The organism is Mesorhizobium sp. M3A.F.Ca.ET.080.04.2.1, from assembly GCF_003952525.1.
Classification (GTDB): Bacteria; Pseudomonadota; Alphaproteobacteria; order Rhizobiales; family Rhizobiaceae; genus Mesorhizobium.
The window spans coordinates 2,480,286-2,501,858 of record NZ_CP034451.1 but is presented as its reverse complement, the minus strand read 5'-3'; the positions used below and the strand labels follow the sequence as shown (position 1 = coordinate 2,501,858).

Annotated in this window: 19 protein-coding genes; 16 read left to right on the top strand and 3 right to left on the bottom strand. The window is 60.7% G+C overall.

Annotation, left to right across the window (positions count from 1 at the left end):
• Positions 1 to 486: 486 nt before the first annotated feature.
• The 7 genes from EJ074_RS12030 to EJ074_RS12000 all read left to right on the top strand — a co-directional run bounded on the left by EJ074_RS12030 (position 487) and on the right by EJ074_RS12000 (position 10,566).
• Positions 487 to 1,698: a glycosyltransferase family 4 protein gene (locus tag EJ074_RS12030; RefSeq protein ID WP_129553455.1), complete on the top strand. Its 1,212-nt coding sequence runs from the start codon at positions 487 to 489 to the stop codon at positions 1,696 to 1,698.
• A complete protein-coding gene (locus EJ074_RS12025) occupies positions 1,695 to 2,957 on the top strand; it encodes an O-antigen ligase family protein (protein ID WP_129553454.1) in 1,263 nt (420 codons plus the stop codon). The genes EJ074_RS12030 and EJ074_RS12025 overlap by 4 nt, the downstream gene beginning before the upstream one ends.
• On the top strand, positions 2,957 to 4,945 hold the full coding sequence (gene asnB / locus EJ074_RS12020) for an asparagine synthase (glutamine-hydrolyzing) (protein WP_129553453.1): 1,989 nt from the start codon (positions 2,957 to 2,959) through the stop codon (positions 4,943 to 4,945). Before EJ074_RS12025 ends, asnB begins: the two co-directional genes overlap by 1 nt.
• 1 nt (position 4,946) lies before the next feature.
• Positions 4,947 to 7,154: an exopolysaccharide transport family protein gene (locus EJ074_RS12015; protein ID WP_129553452.1), complete on the top strand. Its 2,208-nt coding sequence runs from the start codon at positions 4,947 to 4,949 to the stop codon at positions 7,152 to 7,154.
• Between the two features lie 35 nt (positions 7,155 to 7,189).
• Entirely contained in the window at positions 7,190 to 7,942 is a 753-nt protein-coding gene (locus EJ074_RS12010) for an AAA family ATPase (RefSeq protein ID WP_129553451.1), read from the top strand.
• A gap of 172 nt (positions 7,943 to 8,114) precedes the next feature.
• The gene (locus EJ074_RS12005; RefSeq protein WP_129553450.1) at positions 8,115 to 9,473 is read left to right on the top strand and encodes a lipopolysaccharide biosynthesis protein; all 1,359 of its coding nucleotides are present in this window, start codon (positions 8,115 to 8,117) and stop codon (positions 9,471 to 9,473) included.
• Positions 9,454 to 10,566, top strand: coding sequence for a glycosyltransferase family 2 protein (locus EJ074_RS12000; RefSeq protein WP_245454848.1), 1,113 nt, complete (start codon positions 9,454 to 9,456; stop codon positions 10,564 to 10,566). The genes EJ074_RS12005 and EJ074_RS12000 overlap by 20 nt, the downstream gene beginning before the upstream one ends.
• A 63-nt stretch (positions 10,567 to 10,629) precedes the next feature.
• Here EJ074_RS12000 and EJ074_RS11995 read toward each other — a convergent pair whose 3' ends face one another.
• Positions 10,630 to 11,154: a helix-turn-helix transcriptional regulator gene (locus EJ074_RS11995; protein WP_245454847.1), complete on the bottom strand. Its 525-nt coding sequence runs from the start codon at positions 11,152 to 11,154 to the stop codon at positions 10,630 to 10,632.
• 325 nt (positions 11,155 to 11,479) lie between these two features.
• On the opposite strand from EJ074_RS11995, the gene EJ074_RS11990 reads away from it, so the two are divergent.
• Positions 11,480 to 13,204, top strand: a complete 1,725-nt coding sequence (locus EJ074_RS11990) for a PAS domain S-box protein (RefSeq protein WP_129553448.1) — start codon at positions 11,480 to 11,482, stop codon at positions 13,202 to 13,204.
• Between the two features lie 95 nt (positions 13,205 to 13,299).
• On the opposite strand, the gene EJ074_RS11985 is transcribed toward EJ074_RS11990, so the two are convergent.
• Positions 13,300 to 13,956 (bottom strand): response regulator transcription factor, encoded by a 657-nt coding sequence (locus EJ074_RS11985; RefSeq protein ID WP_129553447.1) that lies wholly within the window; start codon positions 13,954 to 13,956, stop codon positions 13,300 to 13,302.
• 433 nt (positions 13,957 to 14,389) lie between these two features.
• Here EJ074_RS11985 and EJ074_RS11980 point away from each other — a divergent pair, with 433 nt between their 5' ends.
• The 8 genes from EJ074_RS11980 (at position 14,390) to EJ074_RS11950 (ending at position 21,250) form a co-directional block, all read left to right on the top strand.
• Positions 14,390 to 15,112: a sugar phosphate nucleotidyltransferase gene (locus EJ074_RS11980; RefSeq protein ID WP_129553446.1), complete on the top strand. Its 723-nt coding sequence runs from the start codon at positions 14,390 to 14,392 to the stop codon at positions 15,110 to 15,112.
• A 44-nt stretch (positions 15,113 to 15,156) separates the two neighbouring features.
• Positions 15,157 to 16,293: a DegT/DnrJ/EryC1/StrS aminotransferase family protein gene (locus EJ074_RS11975; RefSeq protein ID WP_095807858.1), complete on the top strand. Its 1,137-nt coding sequence runs from the start codon at positions 15,157 to 15,159 to the stop codon at positions 16,291 to 16,293.
• Complete coding sequence (locus EJ074_RS11970; RefSeq protein ID WP_129553445.1) at positions 16,290 to 16,964, top strand: sugar transferase; 675 nt, start codon at positions 16,290 to 16,292, stop codon at positions 16,962 to 16,964. Before EJ074_RS11975 ends, EJ074_RS11970 begins: the two co-directional genes overlap by 4 nt.
• Before the next feature lie 22 nt (positions 16,965 to 16,986).
• Positions 16,987 to 17,991 (top strand): SDR family NAD(P)-dependent oxidoreductase, encoded by a 1,005-nt coding sequence (locus tag EJ074_RS11965; protein ID WP_095807895.1) that lies wholly within the window; start codon positions 16,987 to 16,989, stop codon positions 17,989 to 17,991.
• A gap of 277 nt (positions 17,992 to 18,268) precedes the next feature.
• Positions 18,269 to 18,883: a hypothetical protein gene (locus EJ074_RS30745; RefSeq protein ID WP_348627010.1), complete on the top strand. Its 615-nt coding sequence runs from the start codon at positions 18,269 to 18,271 to the stop codon at positions 18,881 to 18,883.
• Positions 18,880 to 19,254: a hypothetical protein gene (locus EJ074_RS30740; protein ID WP_348627009.1), complete on the top strand. Its 375-nt coding sequence runs from the start codon at positions 18,880 to 18,882 to the stop codon at positions 19,252 to 19,254. Before EJ074_RS30745 ends, EJ074_RS30740 begins: the two co-directional genes overlap by 4 nt.
• A gap of 25 nt (positions 19,255 to 19,279) precedes the next feature.
• Positions 19,280 to 20,503, top strand: coding sequence for a polysaccharide biosynthesis/export family protein (locus EJ074_RS11955; protein ID WP_245454846.1), 1,224 nt, complete (start codon positions 19,280 to 19,282; stop codon positions 20,501 to 20,503).
• Positions 20,504 to 20,557: 54 nt separating this feature from the next.
• On the top strand, positions 20,558 to 21,250 hold the full coding sequence (locus EJ074_RS11950; RefSeq protein WP_129553444.1) for a HemK/PrmC family methyltransferase: 693 nt from the start codon (positions 20,558 to 20,560) through the stop codon (positions 21,248 to 21,250).
• A gap of 20 nt (positions 21,251 to 21,270) precedes the next feature.
• On the opposite strand, the gene EJ074_RS11945 is transcribed toward EJ074_RS11950, so the two are convergent.
• A complete protein-coding gene (locus tag EJ074_RS11945; protein WP_176478413.1) occupies positions 21,271 to 21,546 on the bottom strand; it encodes an acyl carrier protein in 276 nt (91 codons plus the stop codon).
• Positions 21,547 to 21,573: the final 27 nt, after the last annotated feature.

Below are 21,573 nucleotides of genomic sequence, written 5' to 3'. Positions count from 1 at the left end.
CTGACCGGCAGGGGCGAACCGATCGCTTCTGCCGGTCCAGCCAGGGAGAACGGCTCGGATACCGTTCGACCATTCGGCCAAACTGGAATAGTCCTTGGCTTGGACGACCGGGTTCGGCTCTCGTCCATCAGTTGCCGCCCACAAATTCGATCCGCAGACGGCGCTCTGCGTTCCTCGCCTGACGCGTGAAGGCATCGCAGGAGCCGGAACGACCGCATCGCTAGCAGGCAGCCCTCCTCCAGACGCCACCCACCGTCAGCCTCCTGTTGAGCCTGTGTTGGCCCGCCTTTTTCATGATTGGTCCCAATCACCGCCGGGCGGCCCGTCGTCTTCTCATTCGAACGTAGGAGGACAACAACTGGACCCGCCCATAGCTTGGGTAGGCGACTGAGCGCACCCCTCGCGGCGACAGCGGGCCATGAAAGACGATCCAAGTTCGAGCCATTTCAGGCAACTGGTGGACCGCACGTTCTTGGGAGCGGCAAAATGAGGCCGCACCTGGTCTGCGTCGGAGGTGAGGACCACGCCCTAAGAATTCCCTTTCTTGAAGAACTGCGCGACAGAGGCTTTCAGGTCACGGCCGTCTCCAGTGGCGACGAGGCCCCATTCCTGCGCCACGACATTGCGCATCGGAGCTATGGCTTTGACCGCTTCGCGACCGGCAGCGGCAAAGCAGGCACGGTCAGGACCCTTCGCAGACTGCTGGCGGAGTTGCGCCCGGACATCGTGCAGAGTTTCGATACCAAGCCGAACCTTTTGACCCCACTCGCGGTGCGAGGGCAAGTACCGGTCATCCGCACGATCAACGGATTGGGCTGGACCTTCTCTTCTCCTGCCCCGCGCGCCCTGGCGCTGCGGCCGATCTTCTGCGGGCTGCAATGGCTGGTATCCTTCTGGACGGCCGCGACCGTTTTCCAGAACCGGGACGATCAGGCATTCTTTCAACGATACAGGCTGCTCGGACATGGCGACGCGCGCCTCATCGGTGGGTCCGGCGTCGATGTTGGCAGCTTCACCGCTGCGAGACGCCTTGCGCCGCCGACGGCGCAGATGCGCGAAGAATTAGGGCTTCAATCGGCTGAAATCGTCATGTTTGTCGGCCGGCTGACCCGTCAAAAGGGCATACCGACGCTCCTCAAGGCGGTGCCGAAGGTTCTGGCCAAAAGGCCAAATGCCCGGTTTGTCCTCATCGGCCCGTGGCAATCCGAAGGACCATTTGCGGTCGAAGAAGCCGAGCTGCAACGACATGGTTCCAATGTGATCGTGCTGGGGAAACGCCAGGACGTTCCTGCGCTCCTGGGCATGGCCGACATATTCGCCTTTCCGACCGAATATCGCGAGGGAATCCCGCGTGTGTTGCTGGAAGCCGGACTGGCGCAATTGCCGATCGTCGCCTCCAGCATGCCCGGCTGCAGTGATGTCGTCGAAGATGGTTGGAACGGTTATCTGGTTGCGCCGCGCGACCCGGACGCTCTCGCAAATCGCATAGTCGGCCTTCTCGCCGATCGTCCCCTTGCGAGGACCATGGGCAGCCGTTCCGCTGCGGTTGTGAGGGAGCGTTTTGCCCTTCCAGGGATCGTCGACCAGTATTGCGAGCTTTACAGGCATGTCCTAACGGCTCGGCCAGGAGGCGGTCTTGCTCACACCGCCATGGCGAAGCGCATCGCGAACCGACGGTTGGACGAGGCGCGACGATGATACGCGATGCATTGCTCGCCGCGGGCGTTGCCCTCTCCTTCGCTTCGCAGATATCCGTTCCGGGTCTGCCATTGGGGTACGGCGAATTTTTCCTCGCGATCTGGATCATGCTTTCGATCGGCCGAATCCTGGCGGGAGGCCGCATCGAAGTGACGGCGGCCTCTCTGCAACTGGCGGGTTTTTGGCTTCTCCTGTCGCTGACTTTGGCGATCGGCACGGTAGTGGGCTATTTCACCACCGTGCTCTATCTCACCGGGCTGTCGCACGACGCCATGGCCTATGGGCTATTGGCGAGCTTCACCTGCCTCGCGGTATTGGAGCCCAATGCCGAGTTCCATCTGCGGCGTAGCGCCTGGTGGATGGTCGCAATCGCCGTCTGTGCCTTTGCGATCCAAGTTGGACTGGCCTTTGGCGGAATCCATCAGCCCGGAGTCGATCCGTGGTATTGGGATCGTTTCCGCGGCTGGTCCGAGAACCCGAACCAACTCGCGCTCTATTGTGCCGTCTTCGGTCCATTGGCACTGCATTTGGCAGCGACCAGCAGAAATCGATGGGCTCAGTTCCTGGCGCTCTCCAGCCTGATCCCCATCATCTATGTCGGACGGCTGACCAAAAGCGATACATATCTCTACACGACCATTCTGAGCGGTCTCGTATTTCTGGGTCTGCGATCGAGGGCATGGTTCGCATCCAATGGCAACAGGCCCAGCCTTGCTCGGCAAATCGCGCTTTTGCTGATGATCGGCGCCGCTCCTCTCGCGTTGGCGGCGGCGCCATATGCTGTCACCGAGGAGAGCAGCGTCGCAAGCTTCGCCAAGAGCCTCACCAAGGACGGAGGCGGCGAAGCGACGGCAGAGACATTCGAACTTCGGGTCTTTCTATGGAACGAGGCAATCGAGAAGGGACTGCAATCCGGTTCGCTTGGCCTTGGCCCCGGTCCGCACCTGGAGCGTCCGCCGGTGGCGGACAGGCAGTTCCTGGAGCGACCGTTCGAAGCTCACAACACCATTCTTGATCTTTACCTTCAGGGTGGGCTGGTGGCGGTCCTCGCCTTGGTCTGGATCGTCGGATCAGCAGCCATGTCGGCCTGGCGCAGCCGCTTCGACGCGCTGTCGGTGCTTCTCGCTTCGGTGGTGGTCTTCAGCATGCCGCATCTGATCATCCGCCACCCGATCGTCTGGTTCGCGCTGACTTTCTGCCTGGTTGCAGGAATGCGCCAGGAACTCCGCCACGGGCTCCAGCATGCAAGGATTGCGTGATGTGTGGGATTGCTGGAATCCTCGTCGCCGCCTGTAGGGATCCGAAGTCGCTCGAGGCGATAGGGGAGATGACGCGGTCACTTCGCCACCGCGGGCCTGACGGCGAGGGACTCTGGACAGATCGCGACGCGGGGATTGCGCTGGGCCACCGTCGGCTGGCGATCGTGGACTTGTCTGGGGCAGGGCGGCAGCCAATGCGTTCCGCCAGCGATCGGTATGTGATCTCCTTCAACGGTGAGATCTACAATTTCCGTGACCTGCGGCGCGAGCTCGAAGCTGCGGGGCACCAGTTTCACAGCACCGGCGACACTGAAGTGATGCTGGTTGCGATCGAGACCTGGGGTCTCGAAGCGGCGCTCAAGCGCTTTGCCGGCATGTTTGCGTTTGCGTTGTGGGACCTGAAGACCAGAACGCTTCACCTAGCCCGGGATCGAATGGGCAAAAAGCCGCTCTACGTCGCTCTCGCCGGGCATGCCCTGGTCTTTGCTTCGGAACTCAAGGCAATCAGTCGCTTTCCGCTCTTCTGCCCAGAACTCGACCTTGATGCCGCGGGGTCCATGCTCTCGAAAGGATGGGTGCCCGATCACAAATGCATCTGGCGAGGCGTGTTCAAGCTGCCACCCGGTTCGCTGCTCTCGGTCAGATCCACGGATCTTGCCGAGGCGGGCAGTGCGGTCTCGCTCTGCCAGCGTGTCGATCACTGGTGGTCGCTGGCCGAAGTGGCCGCGAAAGGCCTCGAACGGCCGATCCTCGGCAGCGACGACGAATTGACTGATGAGCTTGACGAGCTGCTTCGGCTGGCGGTTCGCGAACGGATGGTCGCCGACGTGCCGTTGGGCGGCTTTCTGTCGGGCGGGATCGACAGCTCCACCGTCGTAGCCCTGATGCAGGCGCAATCCAGAAGCGCGGTTCGCACGTTCACTATCGCTTTTGCGGAGGGAGGCTTTGACGAGGCTCCCTATGCGGCCGAGGTGGCACGACATCTCGGTACCGATCATACCGAGCTTCACCTTTCGCCAGATGCGGCGCGCGAGGTCATTCCCGAGCTGCCGCGGATATGGGACGAGCCGTTCGCCGACGAATCCCAAATTCCAACTTTGCTGGTGGCGCGGCTCGCCCGCCAACACGTCACGGTCGCCCTGTCGGGCGACGGCGGAGACGAGTGCTTCGCCGGCTATGGCCGCCACTTTATGGCGAACCGGTTGAAGCGCCAACAAAGCCTTCCCCTGATGGTGCGGCGAACCATGGCGTCGGGACTAAGCTTGCTGGCCCGTGTGGCGCGCGAGGATTTCCTGCGCGGTCTGCCGCTTGCGGCAAATGTGCGCCATATGCTGCGCAGCGACCGGCTCGATCGTCTCGCCGGCTTGCTTACCGCAAGGCATGAGGATGAATTGTATCGGCGGTTGGTGACACCACCGGCTGCGCGCCTCACTCGCCACAGTCAGTCCGGGTCGATCGACAGCGCACCGAAACTCGACGGGCTGCTGTCGCGACTTCTCTACGACGACATGGCCGGCTATCTGCCCGGCGACATATTGGTAAAGCTGGATCGGGCGACCATGGCCAACGGCCTTGAAGGGCGTTGTCCACTGCTGGACCACCGGGTTGTGGAGTTCGCCTGGCGCCTTCCTTCGGAAGCGAAGGTGCGCAACGGCAGCGGCAAGTGGATTCTTCGCAATCTGCTGCGCCGCTATCTTCCGGACCGGTTGATCGACCGGCCGAAGCAGGGGTTCGACGTGCCCGTCGCCGCTTGGCTGAGGGGACCGCTGCGCAACTGGGCGACCGATCTTCTCGCAGACATGCGGCGCGACGGCGAGAACGTGCTGGATAGCACCAGGGTGCAAGATTGCTGGCTCGATCACATGCGAGGCCAGGATCGCTCTCGCGAATTGTGGTCGGCGTTCATGTTTCAAGCCTGGCTGAACGAAGCCAGGCGGGAAAAGGTCCCGATTGATCCATCTCGCACCCTCGACATGGCAGGAGTATGAAATGGCAGGTTCAGCCATCAGCCGCATTAGACTCCCACGAGCCGCCGCTCAACCAACGCCCCCGCTTCTTGAAAACAGGGAGCGGATACGGCCGCGACGTGAACGCGCCGACACGCAAGCTGCATCGAGCCAGCTTGCAGTGGCGTTGGGGAGAAGAAAATGGTCAATCCTTGCCTTTGCCGTTGTTGGAGGGGTCCTCGCGGCACTTGTGGGCCTCGTTCGTCCCGTGATGTTTGAGGCTACCAGCCAATTGATAATCGATCCGCCTGCACGCAGTTCGCTTGCACCCGGCGGCTCTTCTGCACAGGATCTCATCGATTCCAGCATCGACGATCACATCACCATGCTCTCGTCGCAGGGCCATCTGCGCCGTGTCGCGACAGCGCTTCATAAGGTGGAAGGCAGCACGCCGGGGCAGGGCGCGTCCAAAACCGGGATTTCCAGGCCCGGCCCGGGCCCTGCACCAAAAAGCGCATTTGCAGCGGGGATTCTCGAGCGGCTTTGGCCGCAAAGCGCGCAAGCGGCGGTCGATTCCGACCTGAAGCTGCTCAGGAACAGGACAAGGATTGGGCAGGAACTGCGATCGAGGATCATCTCCGTCGCTTTTGCGGATGAAGATCCGGTGCGAGCCGCCACGGTGGCCAATACTTTTGCCCAGGTCTATGTCGACGAGCTCGCGAAAAAGCGGCAGGCCGAGGACAGGCTGGAGCTCGACGCAGTCGTCGCCAATCTGCCCCGCGTGCAGACCGACCTCGTTGCGGCGACCGATCGGTTGGAAAAATACCGGCTGAGCCATGGCGCCGTCGATCAAGGCTCGGCTGATAGCGCGGCCAGGGAAAGAGCCGATCTCAGCCAGCAAATATCCATGTCCAAGGCCGATCTGGCGGCGATGGAATCGCGCCTTCAACACATCCATGATCTTCGCAAGGAGAACGCTCCGGTCGGCTCGCTCGCCGATGCCCTGGGCACGCCGGAGTTGGCCGACCTTGCGGTTCGTCAGGCCAGCGCGCCGGCGGACAAGGATCTAAGCACCGCCATCGCCAATGAGATCGAGCAAGGCGTTGCGCGCGTTGAGGCGGAGGTGAACACCTATCGGGCTCAGGTTGGCGCCCTGGAAGATCGCAAGAATGTTCTCGATGCGGTCGCAGCCGACACCGCTACCCGGCTCTCCGGGCTGCGCGCGCTCGAGCCCCAGGTCAGCCTTCTCACGCAGCGATACAACGAGTTGCTGAGCCGCCAGCAGGATCTGATAAGGCGCATCGGAGCTCCCTCAGCTGGCGTCTCCATCCTTTCGCCAGCATGGCCGCCGGCCAAACCGCAGACCTTGCCGCCGATTTTCCTGGTGCCGCCGGGGATGGTTGCGTTCGCCATTCTTGGTGCGGTCTTCGTGCTGGTTCGAAACCGCTTCAATCGTACCCTGCGTGGTGAGGTTGAGACCGAAGCAGCGCTTAGAATCCCTTGCATTGGCCTAATTCCAGATCCCGGCAAGATGCACATGAAGCAGCTGCGGGAATTGGTCTTGGGGGAGTCTAGATCCGCCTACAGCCGGGCGGTGACGTCACTATTGGTCGCGGCTGCGCCAAATCAAGCCAGGACGCGTTCCCCACATACCATCTTTGTCACCTCGAGCCTGCGCGAAGACGGTGCGAATGAACTTGCATGGAGCTTGGCATTAGCCGCCACACGGCTGGGCGGCCCTGTCCTTCTGATCGATCTGGAACGTGCGCATCATCAACTTACCCAAGAATTCCTCCACCAGCGCAGCGGGCCAAAAGCGCTCCGGTCGTTCGGCGACTTCATCAGCAACCGCTGCAGTCTCGAGGATGCAGTTGCTACTATGCCTGAAGCTGGCGTCGACCTGATGACCGTTGCTCCGTCCGAGGATCTGCTTAGGCTTCTTGCGCGCGCCGACAGCCTTGAATGCAGAGACGAATTGCAGGCTGCGTACGGACTGGTCATCATAAACGGCCCGCCCGGACTTGCGGGACCGGAAGCCAGGTTCCTCACGAATTGGGCGGATGCGATCCTGTTTGCCATTCGCTGGAGCAGGACCCCGCGCAATACCGCACGCGCGGTTTTGGACCTGCTTCAAAGGGACGGGGCGATTTCGGTTCCCACCGGCAGTGTCCTTACGGGGGTCAATCTCAAGCGGCATGCCAAGTATCAATTCGGCGACAGCGCGGATTTGTTATTCGCGAAGTTGCCCTGAGCGTTGCGGCGACCCGCCATGATCGAGTTTGAACCTTGATCGTCGAGCTCTTCGGACCGCCCGGTTCGGGCAAGACAACCTTCGCCCACGCCCTTGCAAGGCGATTGCGCGAGGACGGATACTGCGCAGAAGTCGTCCGCAGCTACCGACCGGGGGTAAGGTCCGGAACCCTCGACCTCGGCGTTTTCCTGTCTGTGGCAAGGATCGTGTCGGCGACGGTTTCCACGGCCAAAATCATTTTCTTCCCACGAAACGGCGGCGAGGACCTGTCGAAATCGCTGTTGCTGCTCAAGGCAATCCCACCGAAGAAGCCGATCTGGCGAGCCCGAATATGGCAGCATATATTGAAGCTGTCGCACGCTTGGGATCGCGCCGAGACGATCGAAGACATTCAAATTTTCGACGAGGGCTATGTTCAGGCCGTCGGGTCTCTGGCACTTCTCAACGGGAACGCCGACAAAGCCACTCTCGAAACCGTGCTGAGCAATTTGCCTGTCGCGGATCTGACAATCAGAGTTGTGTTGCCACGAGCTACGGTGGCGACGCGTCTGCGCGAACGAATAGAACGCGAACCCCCTGCGGAGCGGCTCTTCGAGGCCGATTTCGAGGTCAACATGCGTGCCTTCGGGGTCTTCAACACGATAAGCGAAATACTGTCTGCGTCTGGTCGAGACTTCATTTGTGTGGAGACGTCCACTCAAGGGGCCACTGCAAGAAGCGCCCAGGATGTTGAACGCGCAATCATCGCCAAATGCAGTCTGGCGACGAATTTGCAACGGCGACAGTGAGGCGCCCGACTCCGAAGCGGATGGTCAGCCGGGGAGCCCGTGAACCATAGCGTAGCCGGGGCGGCCGGTCGCCCAGGCATGCGCAATCTCATTCAGGTGAATGATGGCGAGGTCCGGCACCCACCGTAAGCTCCGTGTCCCGTCGTCAGCCGCTTCTCGGAATCGCGAGCCAATGTCCCACAGCGACTTTCTGAGATCCAGGAGTGTTCGGGTAACAGCAAGCCCGATCGGCAAGATCATCCGCACGGCGGGTGGCGTATCGGCAATGGCGATCACTGGGCAGCTCATCCTGGTCGCCACCATTCCCATACTGGCCCGGCTCTATTCTCCGGCAGATTTCGGCCTGTTCACGATCTATCTTTCGGCGGTCAACATACTCGGCGCGGTCGCAGCCCTGCGCTTCGAACCCTCGCTCTACGGAGTCAAGGAGGCCGGGCAGACCTATGTCACCGTCAAGCTCATTCTGCTGGCTGTGTTGGTCACCGGCGTCCTGACCTTTGCGACCGGGCAGTTGCTTTTGAGCGTTGCGCCTCCCCAACTGAGGCACCTGGTCTGGCTCGTTCCGATCGGGATGAGCGGCGCGGCGCTCGTTGAAACGATGAATTGCTGGGCGTTGCGTGCGGGTCTGTTGCGCGATTTCGCCGTCGGCCGTCTGATCCTGCCGGCAACCATGGCCCTGCTGCAATTGGCCTTTGGCTTCGCCCGTCTCGGTGGTGAAGCCATGGTGCATGCGCATATCCTCAGCCAATTCGTCTTTCTCGCCTTCCTAGGCTTTCGCATTCTGAATTGGGGCGACGTGCGCGGCATCTATCGAGCGCCATGGAACAGCGTCTTCGACAAGGCCAGAAGGGAATACAAATTCCCATTGTTCGATATCCCCGCGACCCTTGGCAGCTATGCCATCAACAATCTTCCGGCGATTCTGGTCGGTTCCTTGTTCGGCGCAGCTTTCGCTGGTTACCTCGGCGTCGCCGCACGGCTCGTGACCGGACCTATCGTGCTGATCGCCACGCCGCTGAGCAACGTCTTTGTTGCCGAGGCCAATAAGAACAGCAATCATGGCCATATGCTTGCCATCGCGCGGGGTCTCCTGATTCTTGCTGCTGGCCTTACCGCATTCCCGATTTTGGTGCTTGGGCTGGCAGCCCCTTACCTCGTCGTCCCCGTCCTGGGTCAGGCCTGGATGCCGACCGCACAGATCATCACCGCATTGGCATTCATGGGCGCCGTGCAGGCATTGTCGACGCCTCTCAGCGAGGTTCCTGCTCTGCTGCGGCGGCAGGAAGTGCGACTCGCCGTCGACGCCGCGCGCATGGTGCTCGTCTTCGGTCCCCTGCTCGCCGGCGCCAAAGCGGGTTGGGAGCCTATCGACGTCATCTATCTCATGGCCGCCGGCGGGACGGTCGGCTTTGCCCTCAAGACTGCAGCCTCGCTGTACCTTCTGAAGCGGGATGCCGAACCGGCACGGGCAACATTGCCGAGCTTATATTCGATCGCAAGGAAAGAGCACCATGAAGCTCCAATCGAGTAGCGACACGCGCGCCGAGCGAACTATGCGCTCCGCGGAGTCCGTGGCCCACGATGAAGGGAAGACAAATCTGTGGCGCCTAGGTCCCCGCGATGTGAACAATGTTGCCCATTCTGCCGATGCTTCGACAATGCGCCCGTTCATCTCGGTTGCCGTGCCAACATTTCGCCGGCCAGACACCATCCGACGCACCATCGACAGTATTGTTGGACAGGATTTTTCCAATTGGGAACTTGTCGTCAGCGACGACGAAGGAAGCGAGGGCTCGAGTTGGCCCATCTTGGAGGAATACGCGCGAAAGGACCCCCGCATCCGAATTTTGGAAAACCATAGGGGTAGAGGGCAGGTGGAGAACACCAACAACGCAATGCTTGCCTGCATGGGTAAGTGGATCAAGTTGTTGCATGACGACGACTGGTTGGCTCCGGGAGCCCTGAAGAGGTTTGCCGAAATTTCTATAAGATATCCCTCAGCAGCTTTCATGACGTGCGCGGCGCGTGTTGTTGAGGAGAGCCGGGTAGTGATGCGCTCGGATCCACCCGAGCAAGATCGGGTTTCGCTCTATTCGAGCCAGCAGTGCCTGACGGACCTGTATCTGGTGCGCATGACAAGGAGCCTGGGCATCATACCGTCGACGCTCTTGATCAACAGCGCCGTAATTCAGGCCGGATGCCGGATGCGTGCCCATAAGTCGATCCCGGCGGGCGTCGATCAGTTGTTCTTTGTCGACCTGGCCCGGCACGGAGAGATGATCGCCATCAATGAAGGCCTGATCTTCTACGATGCGACACGCCATCCGAGCATCACGACGACCAAGAGCTACGAGGACGTGGACGAGGTCACTCTTGCGGTCAAAGAACTCAATTGGGATCTTATCGAGGACAGGAACGGTCTCCCCACCCCGGAGACTCTTTTGCGTGCGCTGCAGGTGGCCCGCATCCCTGCCAGATTCCGACATCAATCCTGGCGGACGACAATGCGAGACGCAATGCAGATCCTTCGACCGTCAGTCATGAGGATCGCAAACCAGTACATGCTGGAATATCTGTTCAGGATACGCCCGAAACTCGGCGCGTTGCAGACCCGCAGGCGCTGACGCGCACTCGCCAAGGCCGGTGGCCCGCAATTGCGCTGCAGGAGGTCGGGATGGGTTGAGGTGCTACGGCAGCACCGAGATCCGCCCCAGAAGCGCTACCAGTTCGGCCTGCCGCCTCGTCTCCGTCTTGGCAAATAGCGATGCAAGCTGTGTACGGATGGTGGTGCGGCTAAGCCGAGTCCGCTCGGCAATTTCCAAGGGGGCATCGCCTCTCGCCAGGCGCAACGCCAGATGCGTCTCCGCACCCGTCAATCCAAACATTTTCTGCAACGTCTGTGGGTTCGGTCCGTTTCTCGCCTGACGATCGAGAAGTGCGAGGATAATCGACCTGTCAGGCGTGACCACGCCTTCTTCGTCGAGAATGACCGGCCGGTCTCCAGCGTTGCGGATTACGATCCAAGACAACGATCCGGGCACAAAATGCGTAGGCACGCCAGCTATCAAGCTCCTCAGCGCCGCTGATAGATCGGTGGGCGGATCATGAGAATCGTCACAGCCCGCAAGGATGGTTTCAGCGGCCGCATTCCATTTGAGCAGCCTTTTCGACTCGCTCAGCACAAGCCAGCCACAGCCCATGCGTTCGAGCATGCCGGTTATTGAGTCGAGGCCCGGTCGCTCGCAGTTGCTGGCCGGGGTCGGCCGCACGGGTTTGCGGTCAGAGCCTCGCGCGTAGGCTCTCGGCGACCCTGCCGATATCGTGCCAGGTCGCGCGACGAATCTCGGTTCGTTCAGTCGATTGACCAGGTTCATTAATCATCCATCCTCGTTGTCATTTTGCTTCGACGTCGCAGTCGGGACGTTGTTTGCCAGTATTTTATAAGCCCTAGGTTTTGGGGTGTGAAAGCGAGCAGACGTACTAGTCGCGTGCCCGACGGTCTAAGCTCGACGGGCTAGGCCGGAAGTTGTAGTTAGGTTGGATGAGGGTTGCCGAAGGAGGTCCATCCTGCCGCGAACTCATCTGGCGTCCCTGACCGTTCTGATCGCTACGCTGCTCTTTGAGGTAAGGGTTTCCCTGACAGGTGCCGCTGACCCAGGCTTTCTTGAATTCATTCCGGCAATAGTCGTCATCGCTTTCCTTGAGAACCGTTGGTCGGGGGTAGCAGCAACCCTTGTGATGGCGGCCGCCGGGTTGGGTGCCCGCGGAGTCATGAATGGCCACGCTGTGGCCGATGATTGGGTACGCGCCGTCCTGCTTTTGCTTTCCGGCGGGATGATCAGTTTTCTTTTCGACCGTTCGAGGCGAAGCTTGCGTGCGGCGCTCGACGTCAAGCTCGCTGCCGTCGAGGCTGCCGAGTCACGTTATCGTCGGGCTTTTGAGCGAGCCGACATGGGTTTCGCGACCGCCAACGACACAGGTGAACTGCTGCAGTCGAACAGGAGCCTCTGCGCCATGTTGGGCTATCCCGAAGGCGAACTCGCCGGCCGGCAGATCGATGCGCTTGTCCATCAAGACGATCGCGACTTGTTCACAAAATCGCTCGCGGGGTTGAGCGTCGAGACGCCCTCTTTCAGCTCGGAAATGCGCATGATCAGAAAGGATGGCAGCACGCTGTGGACCCGGCTCTTGCTTTCTTGGTCCGCTCCGGATGCTGTTCCCTTGGACAGTCTGTTTGTGGTCGTCGACGACATCACCACCCGGCGATCTGCTCGCGAAGCACTCGTGGCTCAGAAGGAATGGCTCGACCTCGCGCTGTCCGCCGGCCGGCTGGGCACGTGGCGAATAGACTATGACGATCAAGTCGTCTCGGGTTCGAGCCAGTTCTGGGAGATTTTGGGGTTGCCACCAGCTGCGCTCCGTCCCCTGGACGCGCTGTCAGATATCGTTCACCAGGCGGACTGGGGAAAGCTCGCATCGCCCCCGCGGAAGCGTCATTTTGCGGCCAGCTATGACGTGGAGATCCGTATCAAGCGACCAGGCGGCCAGATCCGCTGGATTGCCTTGAGGGGACGCGAGGAAAGCCACGGCGGCCGCAATCAGCGGATTGGCATCGCAGCGGATTTGACGGCGCGCCGGCAAACGACACTGCTGCGTGCGGCGGCAAGAAAGCAAGAGCGGCTGATGCTTGAACAGCGCCACAGGTTCAGCAACTTGTTCGCCGTCATTATCGCCATAGTGAAGATGATCAAGGCGCCGGATGGCAACGTCGCCGAATTCAAGAACATGCTCGTCGAACGAATTCGCGCCCTCGAGTCGACGCATAGGCTGCTCACGGACAGCGCTGACGCGTCGCCCACCATTCGAGAGCTCGTCCTTCAGGAACTGCGGCCCTTCTCACAAGCAGGCAAGACGTCCGTCACGGGCCCCGAGATCAAGATATCAAGCGGAGCGGCCGAGAGTTTTGCAATGATCGTCCACGAACTTGCCACCAACTCGATCAAGCACGGGGTGCTCGGCCACGCGCAGGGCAAGGTAAAGGTGCGATGGACCATCGTTTCAGGCGGAACCGGCGACGAGATTGAATTTGACTGGATCGAAACGGGAGGCCGACCCACTGCTCCGATCAAGCGCCAAGGTTTTGGATCCATGGTTCTGGGGACCGATGGAACACCCATTGTGGGTCATTCTTCGAAATTGGAAATGGGAGAGGACGGGCTTCGGTATTCTCTTCGGCTGTCGCCGAATGAGATCCAGGACTAATGCAGGTCGCTCAGAGGTGCGCAGCGGTTCTGAGACAACGACATGCATCAACAAAGCGCATCGCCTGATCCGTTCTCAGCGCGACTCGCTTTAGCTCACATTGTTCCCAGCCAGTTCTTGATCAAAATTGCCGCCTCGGTCCGATTTCGAACCCCCAGCACCCGCATGATCGCGGCGGCGTGGATCTTCGTAGTGGCCTCGGCGATATCGAGATCTCGAGCGATCTCCTTATTCGAATAGCCCTCGGCCATCAGCCTCAAAACATCCTTTTGTCGCGATGTTAGCTTTCCCAGAGCGCCTGCGCCGGTGCTGTTCCCGTGCGGAATTTCAAGCCCCTGCTCGTGGCTTGCAGAGGTCCGGGACAGAAGTGCTGGCACGTAGATTCGACCCGATAGGATCTCCTTCACGGCCAGCACGACTTCCTCGTCAGGCTGCGATTTCACAATGTAGCCGTGCAGCCCAACCGAGAGGGCGGTTATGATTTCGGATCGTGAATCGTTGCCCGAAACAATTGCAAATCGCGTGTCCGGGTAAGCAGCCAAAACGTCGCTAAGCACTTCCTGCGAGAAGAGTCCCGGCATATTGAGATCGAGCATCGCGAGGCTGATGGGCTTGTGTTCGGCAAGGAGGCCAACCACGGCATCGAAACATGTCGCCTCAAAGATTTCGACGCCTTCGATGGCGGCGGTCAACGCCAACCGTAAGCCACGCCTGTACAGTCCATGATCATCGGCGATGACGATCTTGTACATTTCACCCCAACGCACACCACTTTCGGCCTGGGACGAACGGCAAACATCCAGAACGCTATTCTGAATGTGAAGATGCGCACCCCGTCCGGTAGCTGAAACCCAACAAGAATTCCGACCTTCTAATGCACCTGGCTGGACCGAAGAGGCTACTATGCGTTTACCATGATGCAAGTCGGACCTTGGTCCCCTGCCAGCACGCCGTTGCATCCGTGCCTGCGTGAGCGATGTGGCCGCGCCTTGCCGTCCGGCCCGTCCCCAGGACAGCGCCATTCGAACGCACGACGACACGTCTGCAGCCGGAGCGTATTTTCCGCCCAATCCGGAGCACGTGCAGCGACCCCTTGGGTCACAGCCAATCAACGCGGCCGGACGTGAGCTTCGGACGCTGACCTGATTATTGGCCTGTGTCGGCCATATGGGCCGGGAGGATCGTATGAAAGCGGTTATTCAATGCGGTGGAATGGGCATGCGCCTTCGGCCATTCACCTCGGTTCTGCCGAAGCCTTTGATGCCGATCGGTGCCCGGCCTGTGCTTGAGTTGCTGCTGAAATGGCTGCGGCGAAACGGCATTGAAAACGTCTATGTCACGACGGGCTACCTGGGCCACCTCATCCGCAGCGTCTGCGGTGATGGTTCCCAGTGGAACGTCAAGATCCGTTACACGCAAGAAATGGAACCGCTTGGGACTATAGGCCCACTCTCCTTGATCAGAGAGGAACTGGACGAACCCTTTCTCGTCCTCAACGGCGACGTGCTTACCGACTTGAGCCTCAGTCGGTTTGTGGCGGCGCACCGTGCCCACAGCGACCTGGTTACAATCGCGACCGCTTCACGCGTCACCAAGATGGACTTCGGCGTCATCGACGAGGTCAACGACACTGTCCAGGTTTTCCGCGAAAAGCCCTCGCTGACGCATTTGGTAAGCATGGGAATCTACTGCATGAATCCCGATGTTCTGCGCTTTATCCCGTCTGGCATCCCGTTCGGATTCGACGATCTGATGCTGCAAATGCTTCAAGATGGACAGGTCGTGCACGTTTATAAGCATGAAGGGCTCTGGCTGGATATCGGCCGCGTCGAAGATTTTCAGAAGGCGCAGGCGGTCTCCTGGGAGGAGCAGTCGGCGTCCATGGAGGTCGCCGCCGCAGCAGCCTGAAGCAGCTTGTGGAGACGGAAGCAGACGATCACCGGGAGGTTGGGATGCTCTTGGTTAGCGCACCCGTGCTGGGTGTTCCAGAGAAGGCCGCCTTGTCGAAAGTGATCGACAGCGGCTGGCTGACCATGGGCGAGCGGGTTCGGGCGTTTGAAGCGGCATTTGCCGCGGTGCACGGCGCCGACGATTGCGTCGCGGTCAGTTCCTGCACTGCCGCCCTTCACCTCATTCTTTACGGACTCGGCATTGGGCCCGGTGACGAGGTCCTGGTGCCTTCCCTGACCTTCGTGGCGACCGCGAACGCAGTGTTGTATGTCGGCGCCAAGCCGGTCTTTGTCGATATTGAATCCGACGACGTTCCGCTGATGTCGGTTGCAGAGGCAGAGGCGCGCTGCACGTCGCGCACCAGAGCTGTGATCCTCGTCCATTTCGCAGGCTACCTCGCCAACAAGGAGGAGTGGCAGACCTTCGCCAGCGTGCGGGGTCTCTACATCATCGAGGACGCCGCACACGCCCCTGGTTTGAAGGAGGTAGGGACCTTCGGTGCCGGAGCGGCGTTCAGTTTCTACGGCAATAAGAACATGACCACCGCGGAGGGCGGCGTGGTCATCACGCGAGATCCCGACTTGCGGGAGAAGATTCGCCAGGCGCGTGCGCATGGCATGACCACTGGAACGCGCCAGAGACTGAACAGCCGCACACCGCAATATGACGTGACCATGCTCGGCTTCAACTACCGCATGGATGAGATGCGGGCTGCCATCGGCCTGGTTCAGCTTCGCAATTTGCAGGAGTGGAATGAGGTCAGACGCATCCTTGTCGTGCTGTACAGGCGTCTTATCGCCATGCGCTGCCCGACCATCTCGATGCCATTTGCGGAACCGCGCACCTCCGCATATCACATCATGCCGATCCTCTTGCCCCGCTATGTCAACAGGCAAGACGTCATCGACGAGCTGCGCGCGCAGGGCATACAGACCACAATTCACTATCCGCCTGTGCATCAAATGACCCTGTATCGGGAACTCTTTCCCGGGGTTCACCTGCCGCGCACGGAGTCTTTCGCCGACCGTGAACTGACCATTCCCCTGCATCCCCAGATAACATCTCCGGTCGCGGAGGCAGTGGTGGATGCGCTGGCGTCGGCTCTCGACAGCGGTTCTCGGGCCGGGACAGCCGCATGAACGCATTCGACATCCCCATTCACCAGCTTGGTATGGCACGGGTCCGCCACGGACTTGGCAGGCGCGCCATGGATATCATCGCCGCATCCGCAGGGCTCATTGCCCTGTCGCCGCTGATGCTCCTGATCGCAGCAGCACTGCTGCTGGAAGGCGGCCGCCCCGTCGTCTTTGTTCAGCCCCGCATAGGTGCCGGCGGACGGCTTTTCCACATGTACAAATTCCGAAAATTCGATCCCCGTTGCGATGCGGGAGGCCCTGCGCTGACCCTTGCCAATGACGACCGAATGACGATGGTGGGCAGGTTTCTAGCTCTCAGCAAGTTCGACGAACTGCCGCAGTTGTGGAACGTCCTGAAGGGCGAAATGGCCCTAGTCGGCCCGCGCCCTGAGAGTCTGCCTTTCGCCGAGTGTTTCAGGGACGGCTACGAAGCTGTCTTGCAATACAAGCCGGGCTTGTTCGGTCCTGCTCAGATCATGTTCCGCCGCGAGGACCTTTTCTACCCTCGCGATGTCGAGCCGGCCACGTTCTACAAGGAAGTGCTGTTTCCGGCAAAAGCCAGGATCGATCTTTCCTACTATGGTCGCCGGACCATCATCTCCGACGCGGTGCTTGTCGTTCGCGGTGTTTTCATTGTCCTTGGCATGGCCTCGGCGCGCTCAGGCGATGCTTGAAAGCGGTCCGGGGATTGTGGTCATGACCTATCAGGGAAAAAGAGTTCTGGTCACCGGCGCGGACGGGTTCATCGGGTCGCATCTGACCGAGGCACTGGTTCGCGGCGGCGCGGACGTAACTGCTTTGGCCCTCTATAATTCGTTCGACAGTCACGGGTGGCTGGATGACCTGCCGGACGGCATCCGAAACCAGCTGAAGCTCGTCCGCGGCGACGTTCGCGACAGCGCGTTCGTGAACAGGATCGTAGCTGGCCAGGCCGTCGTTTTTCATCTCGCGGCACTGATCGCCATTCCGTACTCATACGCCGCCGCTCAATCCTATGTAGAGACGAACGTGATGGGCACGCTCAATGTGCTCGAAGCGGCGCGCCAGTGGGACATCGAGCGCGTGGTGCACACCTCAACCAGCGAGGTTTACGGCACCGCCCTGACCATGCCCATCAGTGAATCCCATCCGCTGCAGGGGCAGTCGCCATACTCGGCCTCCAAGATCGGAGCCGACATGATGGCGGAGTCCTACGCTCGATCCTTCGATGTGCCTGTCGTTGTGCTTCGTCCATTCAACACATTCGGACCGCGCCAAAGCGAACGAGCAATCGTGCCGACGATCATCAGGCAGGCCCTCGATCCTAAATGCGCGGCCATCATGGTGGGAGATACCAGCCCGGTCCGCGACCTCACCTTCGTCGAAGACACCGCGGCGGCTTTCCTCGCCGCAGGCTCTGCTGAACTCGAATTCGGGCATGCGTACAATGCCGGAAGCCAGCGCGCGGTCACCATATCGGACGTGCTGGACCTGGTGCTTGAGCTGAGCGGTTCGAACAAGCCGGTGCATCGCGACGAAAGCCGGCTGCGGCCGCAAAATTCCGAGGTCCGGGCGCTGTTGGCAAATTCGTCGCGGCTCGAGACGGCAACGGGATGGAAGGCACAGACCAGTCTGCGCGAAGGCCTGAGCCGAACCATTGCGTGGTGGCGCAAACGCCTCAGTGAAGGACTCGTACGTCAAGAGATGGGCTACATGACATGAGGCTCACCCCGGTCGCTGCCGCATTGCTCATGGTTTGCGCTGCCGCGCTCCTCAACCTGCGGACGGCCGGCGGTCAGGGAAGCAACGCGTCCACCGGATTCGTGGCGCCGGTGGCGATGGATCTGCCCGACTATCTTCGTCCCGCGACCGACCCGGCATTCGGCACCAGCTTGTTCGCATCACCAAGCCCGGAAGTCTTGGCAACGGCGTTGTCTGCGGGCCCAAATATTGCAGCCACCGTTATTCAAGTGCGCAAGCCTGGAATGCTGACCAGACGTTGCTGCTCCTCGACAACGGCTGCAATGGAATGTGCTTTCTCGACGGGCACACTTATGTGGCGCTGTTTCACCGCAACAGAGGCGGGGAATGCGAGTGGCATCCCCGCAATCCCGAGCTGATGATCTGCGTTCACAACCGAGCGATTTCGACCTGGGCACCGCGGACGAACCAGGAACAAATCCTGTTCACGTCCACAGCGTATCGCGACCTGCAATTCGGCCCCTCGAAGGGCAATCCTAGTCGGGACGGCAGCCGCATCGCGGTGCGCGCAGTCCGCAAGGATGGCGCGAAGGTTGTCTTTGCCTACGATCTGGATCGGCGCGGGAAATTCCCGGACATCGATCTTGCTCAAGTTCCTGGAACGACCAGTTCCTGCACCATCTCGCCACTCGCAGCGTATATCCTGTGTTTCCAAAATCTGATGGACGGCACAGAACAAAGAGCCATTTTCGCCGTTGACGGGAGCTTGCGGCAGAGATGGACGGACCATCATCGGCCCGGTCACGGCGATCTGACGGTCGACGAAGATGGCAACGAGGTCTATGTCGGCATCAGCAAGTCCGGGCCCGACAAGTTCCAGATAATCAAACGCAGGCTGTCGGTGGGAAGGTGACACCACTTACCGCCTATGGCCAGGCGGAGCACGCATCGACCCGCGCTCTGGCCAGGAGCGACTGGGCGTTCCTGAGCTATGGCGGCAATCCGGAACAGGTTTCCGCCAATCCGGGATGGGCCCCTTATGCGCGCGAGGTGATCGCGCTTCGCATCGACGGCAGCGGCGCCGTTCGGCGCATCGTGCAAACGCGCAATCCTCCCTCCGACTATTGGAGCGAGACGCATGCCTCGCCTTCTCCGGACGGGTCGCAGGTTATCTGGTCAAGCAACTGGGGCGTGCCGGGCGGGCCGGTTTACGACTTTGTCGCCCGTCTCGATTGGGCCCAACAGGAGAACCCGAAGGAGCTTGTCGCCAATGGTAAACCTTAGCCGCTTCTTGCTCACGGCGGTTGCCGTGCTGGCCACCCTGCCCATGGCCTTTGCGGGCGATCTATCGGCTGCTTATCGGATTTCGCCCGGAGATACTGTCGAAATCGGGATAACCTCCATTCCGGGCCGGACACAGCGTGCGGTGGTCCAGATGGATGGCACGATCCTGCTCCCCGATGCGGGCACGATATCGGTCGGCGGCCTGACTTCGCCGGAATTGCAAACGCGCCTGCAGGCGATCTTGCCGACCAAGATCTTTCACATGCGCATGGCCGACGGCCGCGAGCAGATGGCGGTTGTAAGACCGAGCGACGTCACGGCGATCATCGCTGAGTACCGTCCGATCTATGTGACCGGCGATGTGCTGACCCCGGGACAGCAGGCTTTTCGCCCGCTGATGACCGTGCGGCAGGCGATTGCGGTGGCCGGCGGCTTCAGCCTCTTGCGGTCGCGAAGCAACCAAGTCGGACCAGACCCGACGGATCTGCGGCGCGACTATGAGATGATCTGGGGGGAATATACCAGGGACTACTTCCACAGCGCCCGGCTGCGCGCGGAACTCCAGAAGCAAGCCAGTTTCGACATGCAGCCTCCACAGGGATCCCCCCTTACTCCGGCGCTCGCGGCCGGCGTAGCGAAGGCAGAAGCGGAAGCGCTGAAGCTCTCGCTGGACAACTATCAACAAGAGCAGAGCTTTGTGGAGAAGGGCGCCAGGGACGCCGCAGCACAGGTCGAAGCACTGATCAAGCGCGCGCAGGACGAAGCCGATGGCGTGAAGGCCGACGAGGAGGACCTTGCGCAGGTGACGAGGCTGTTCAAAGCCGGCAACCTGACGAACAACAGGCTCGCCGACGTCCGGCGTGCAGTCCTTTTATCGTCCACCCGGGCGCTGGAAACATCCGTCGAGCTCATGCGGACGCGGCGCCTGCAGGACGATTTCGCCAGGCAGCTCGAGCGAAACGAGAACCAGAGGCGGATCGGCCTGCTGAACGAACTGCGCGACACCGAGGTCCGGCTGGCCGACATCAGCGCAAGACTTCGCGCAGCCAGTCAGAAATTGCAGCCCCAGGGCGCGACTGCCGCGCCTTTGTCGATCGCCGGCGAGACCGTGCGGGCCCAGCTGACGATCATCCGCAAGATCGACGGGCAGTGGCGCAAGCAGGCGACGGACGAGGACGCCGAGGTGGCGCCAGGAGATACGATCGAGGTCAGATTCAGCAACGAGCTGGAAAGCGCGGCAGCACAATAGCGCTATCGCTTCCGCACAATCGACGAACGCTCGATCTCGCCGTGGAGACAAATCTTGAGCGAGGACATCAACGTCGCGGATGCCTATAGCAGAGGCAGCGCGGTCTTCATGGGAATGGAAATGCTTGTCGCTTCCGGTGCGCTCGTTCCGAGACCGGAGACGGAGCTGTTGGGCTCGACCGCGCTCGATGTCCTGCACCAAATGAACCTGCCGGCGCCACGCGTTGTCGACATGTGCTGCGGCGCCGGCAATCTCGCTTGTGCCATTGCCCGCCATGTTCCAAGCGCGCGGGTCTGGGCCAGCGATGTTACCGATGCCTGTGCCGAGGTGGCGAGCCGCAATGTCCTACACCATGGGCTGGCTGATCGGGTGTTCGTTCTAAAGGGCGATTTGTTCGAAGCGCTGTCTGCTTTGGTGCCCCCAGCCACGATCGACGTCGTGGTGTGCAATCCGCCCTACATCTCTGAGAAGCGGCTTGAAGGCGATCGCTCGCATCTGCTTGCGCTCGAGCCGCGTGAGGCTTTTGCGGCCGGGCCCTATGGCATCGCCATCCACATGCGCGTGGTGAAAGATGCCGCGCGGTATCTGCGGCCGGGCGGCGCACTGCTATTCGAGGTCGGCCTCGGCCAGGATCGCCAAGTTGCAAGCCTGCTGGAGCGCAGCTGGGCCTACGACAATATAGGCGTCGTCACCAATCTCGCCGGCGAGGCGCGCGTCGTGATCGGATACGCAAAGCCGCAGCCCTGAGAAATTGGCGGATCGGAGCTTCATCCCCGCTTGCGGGCGATGAATTGCGCAATGCCCTGGATGGAATCGAGGTTCTCCGGCAGAAGCTCGCTGTCCTCGACAGTGATGCCAAAGGTCTCTTCGATGAAGCCGATGACCTCGAGCACCCCCGTAGAGTCGACGATGCCCTGATCGAGCAGCGATTGCGTGGTGCTCAGAGATTTCACGTCGGCGATGTAGAAGTTCGAAGCCAGGAAATCGCGAATTTGTTTCGTGTAGATGTCGCCCGCAGGCCTCGTTGCCAAAATCGAATCCATCTAATCCACCCTCCAAAAGAGACAAAA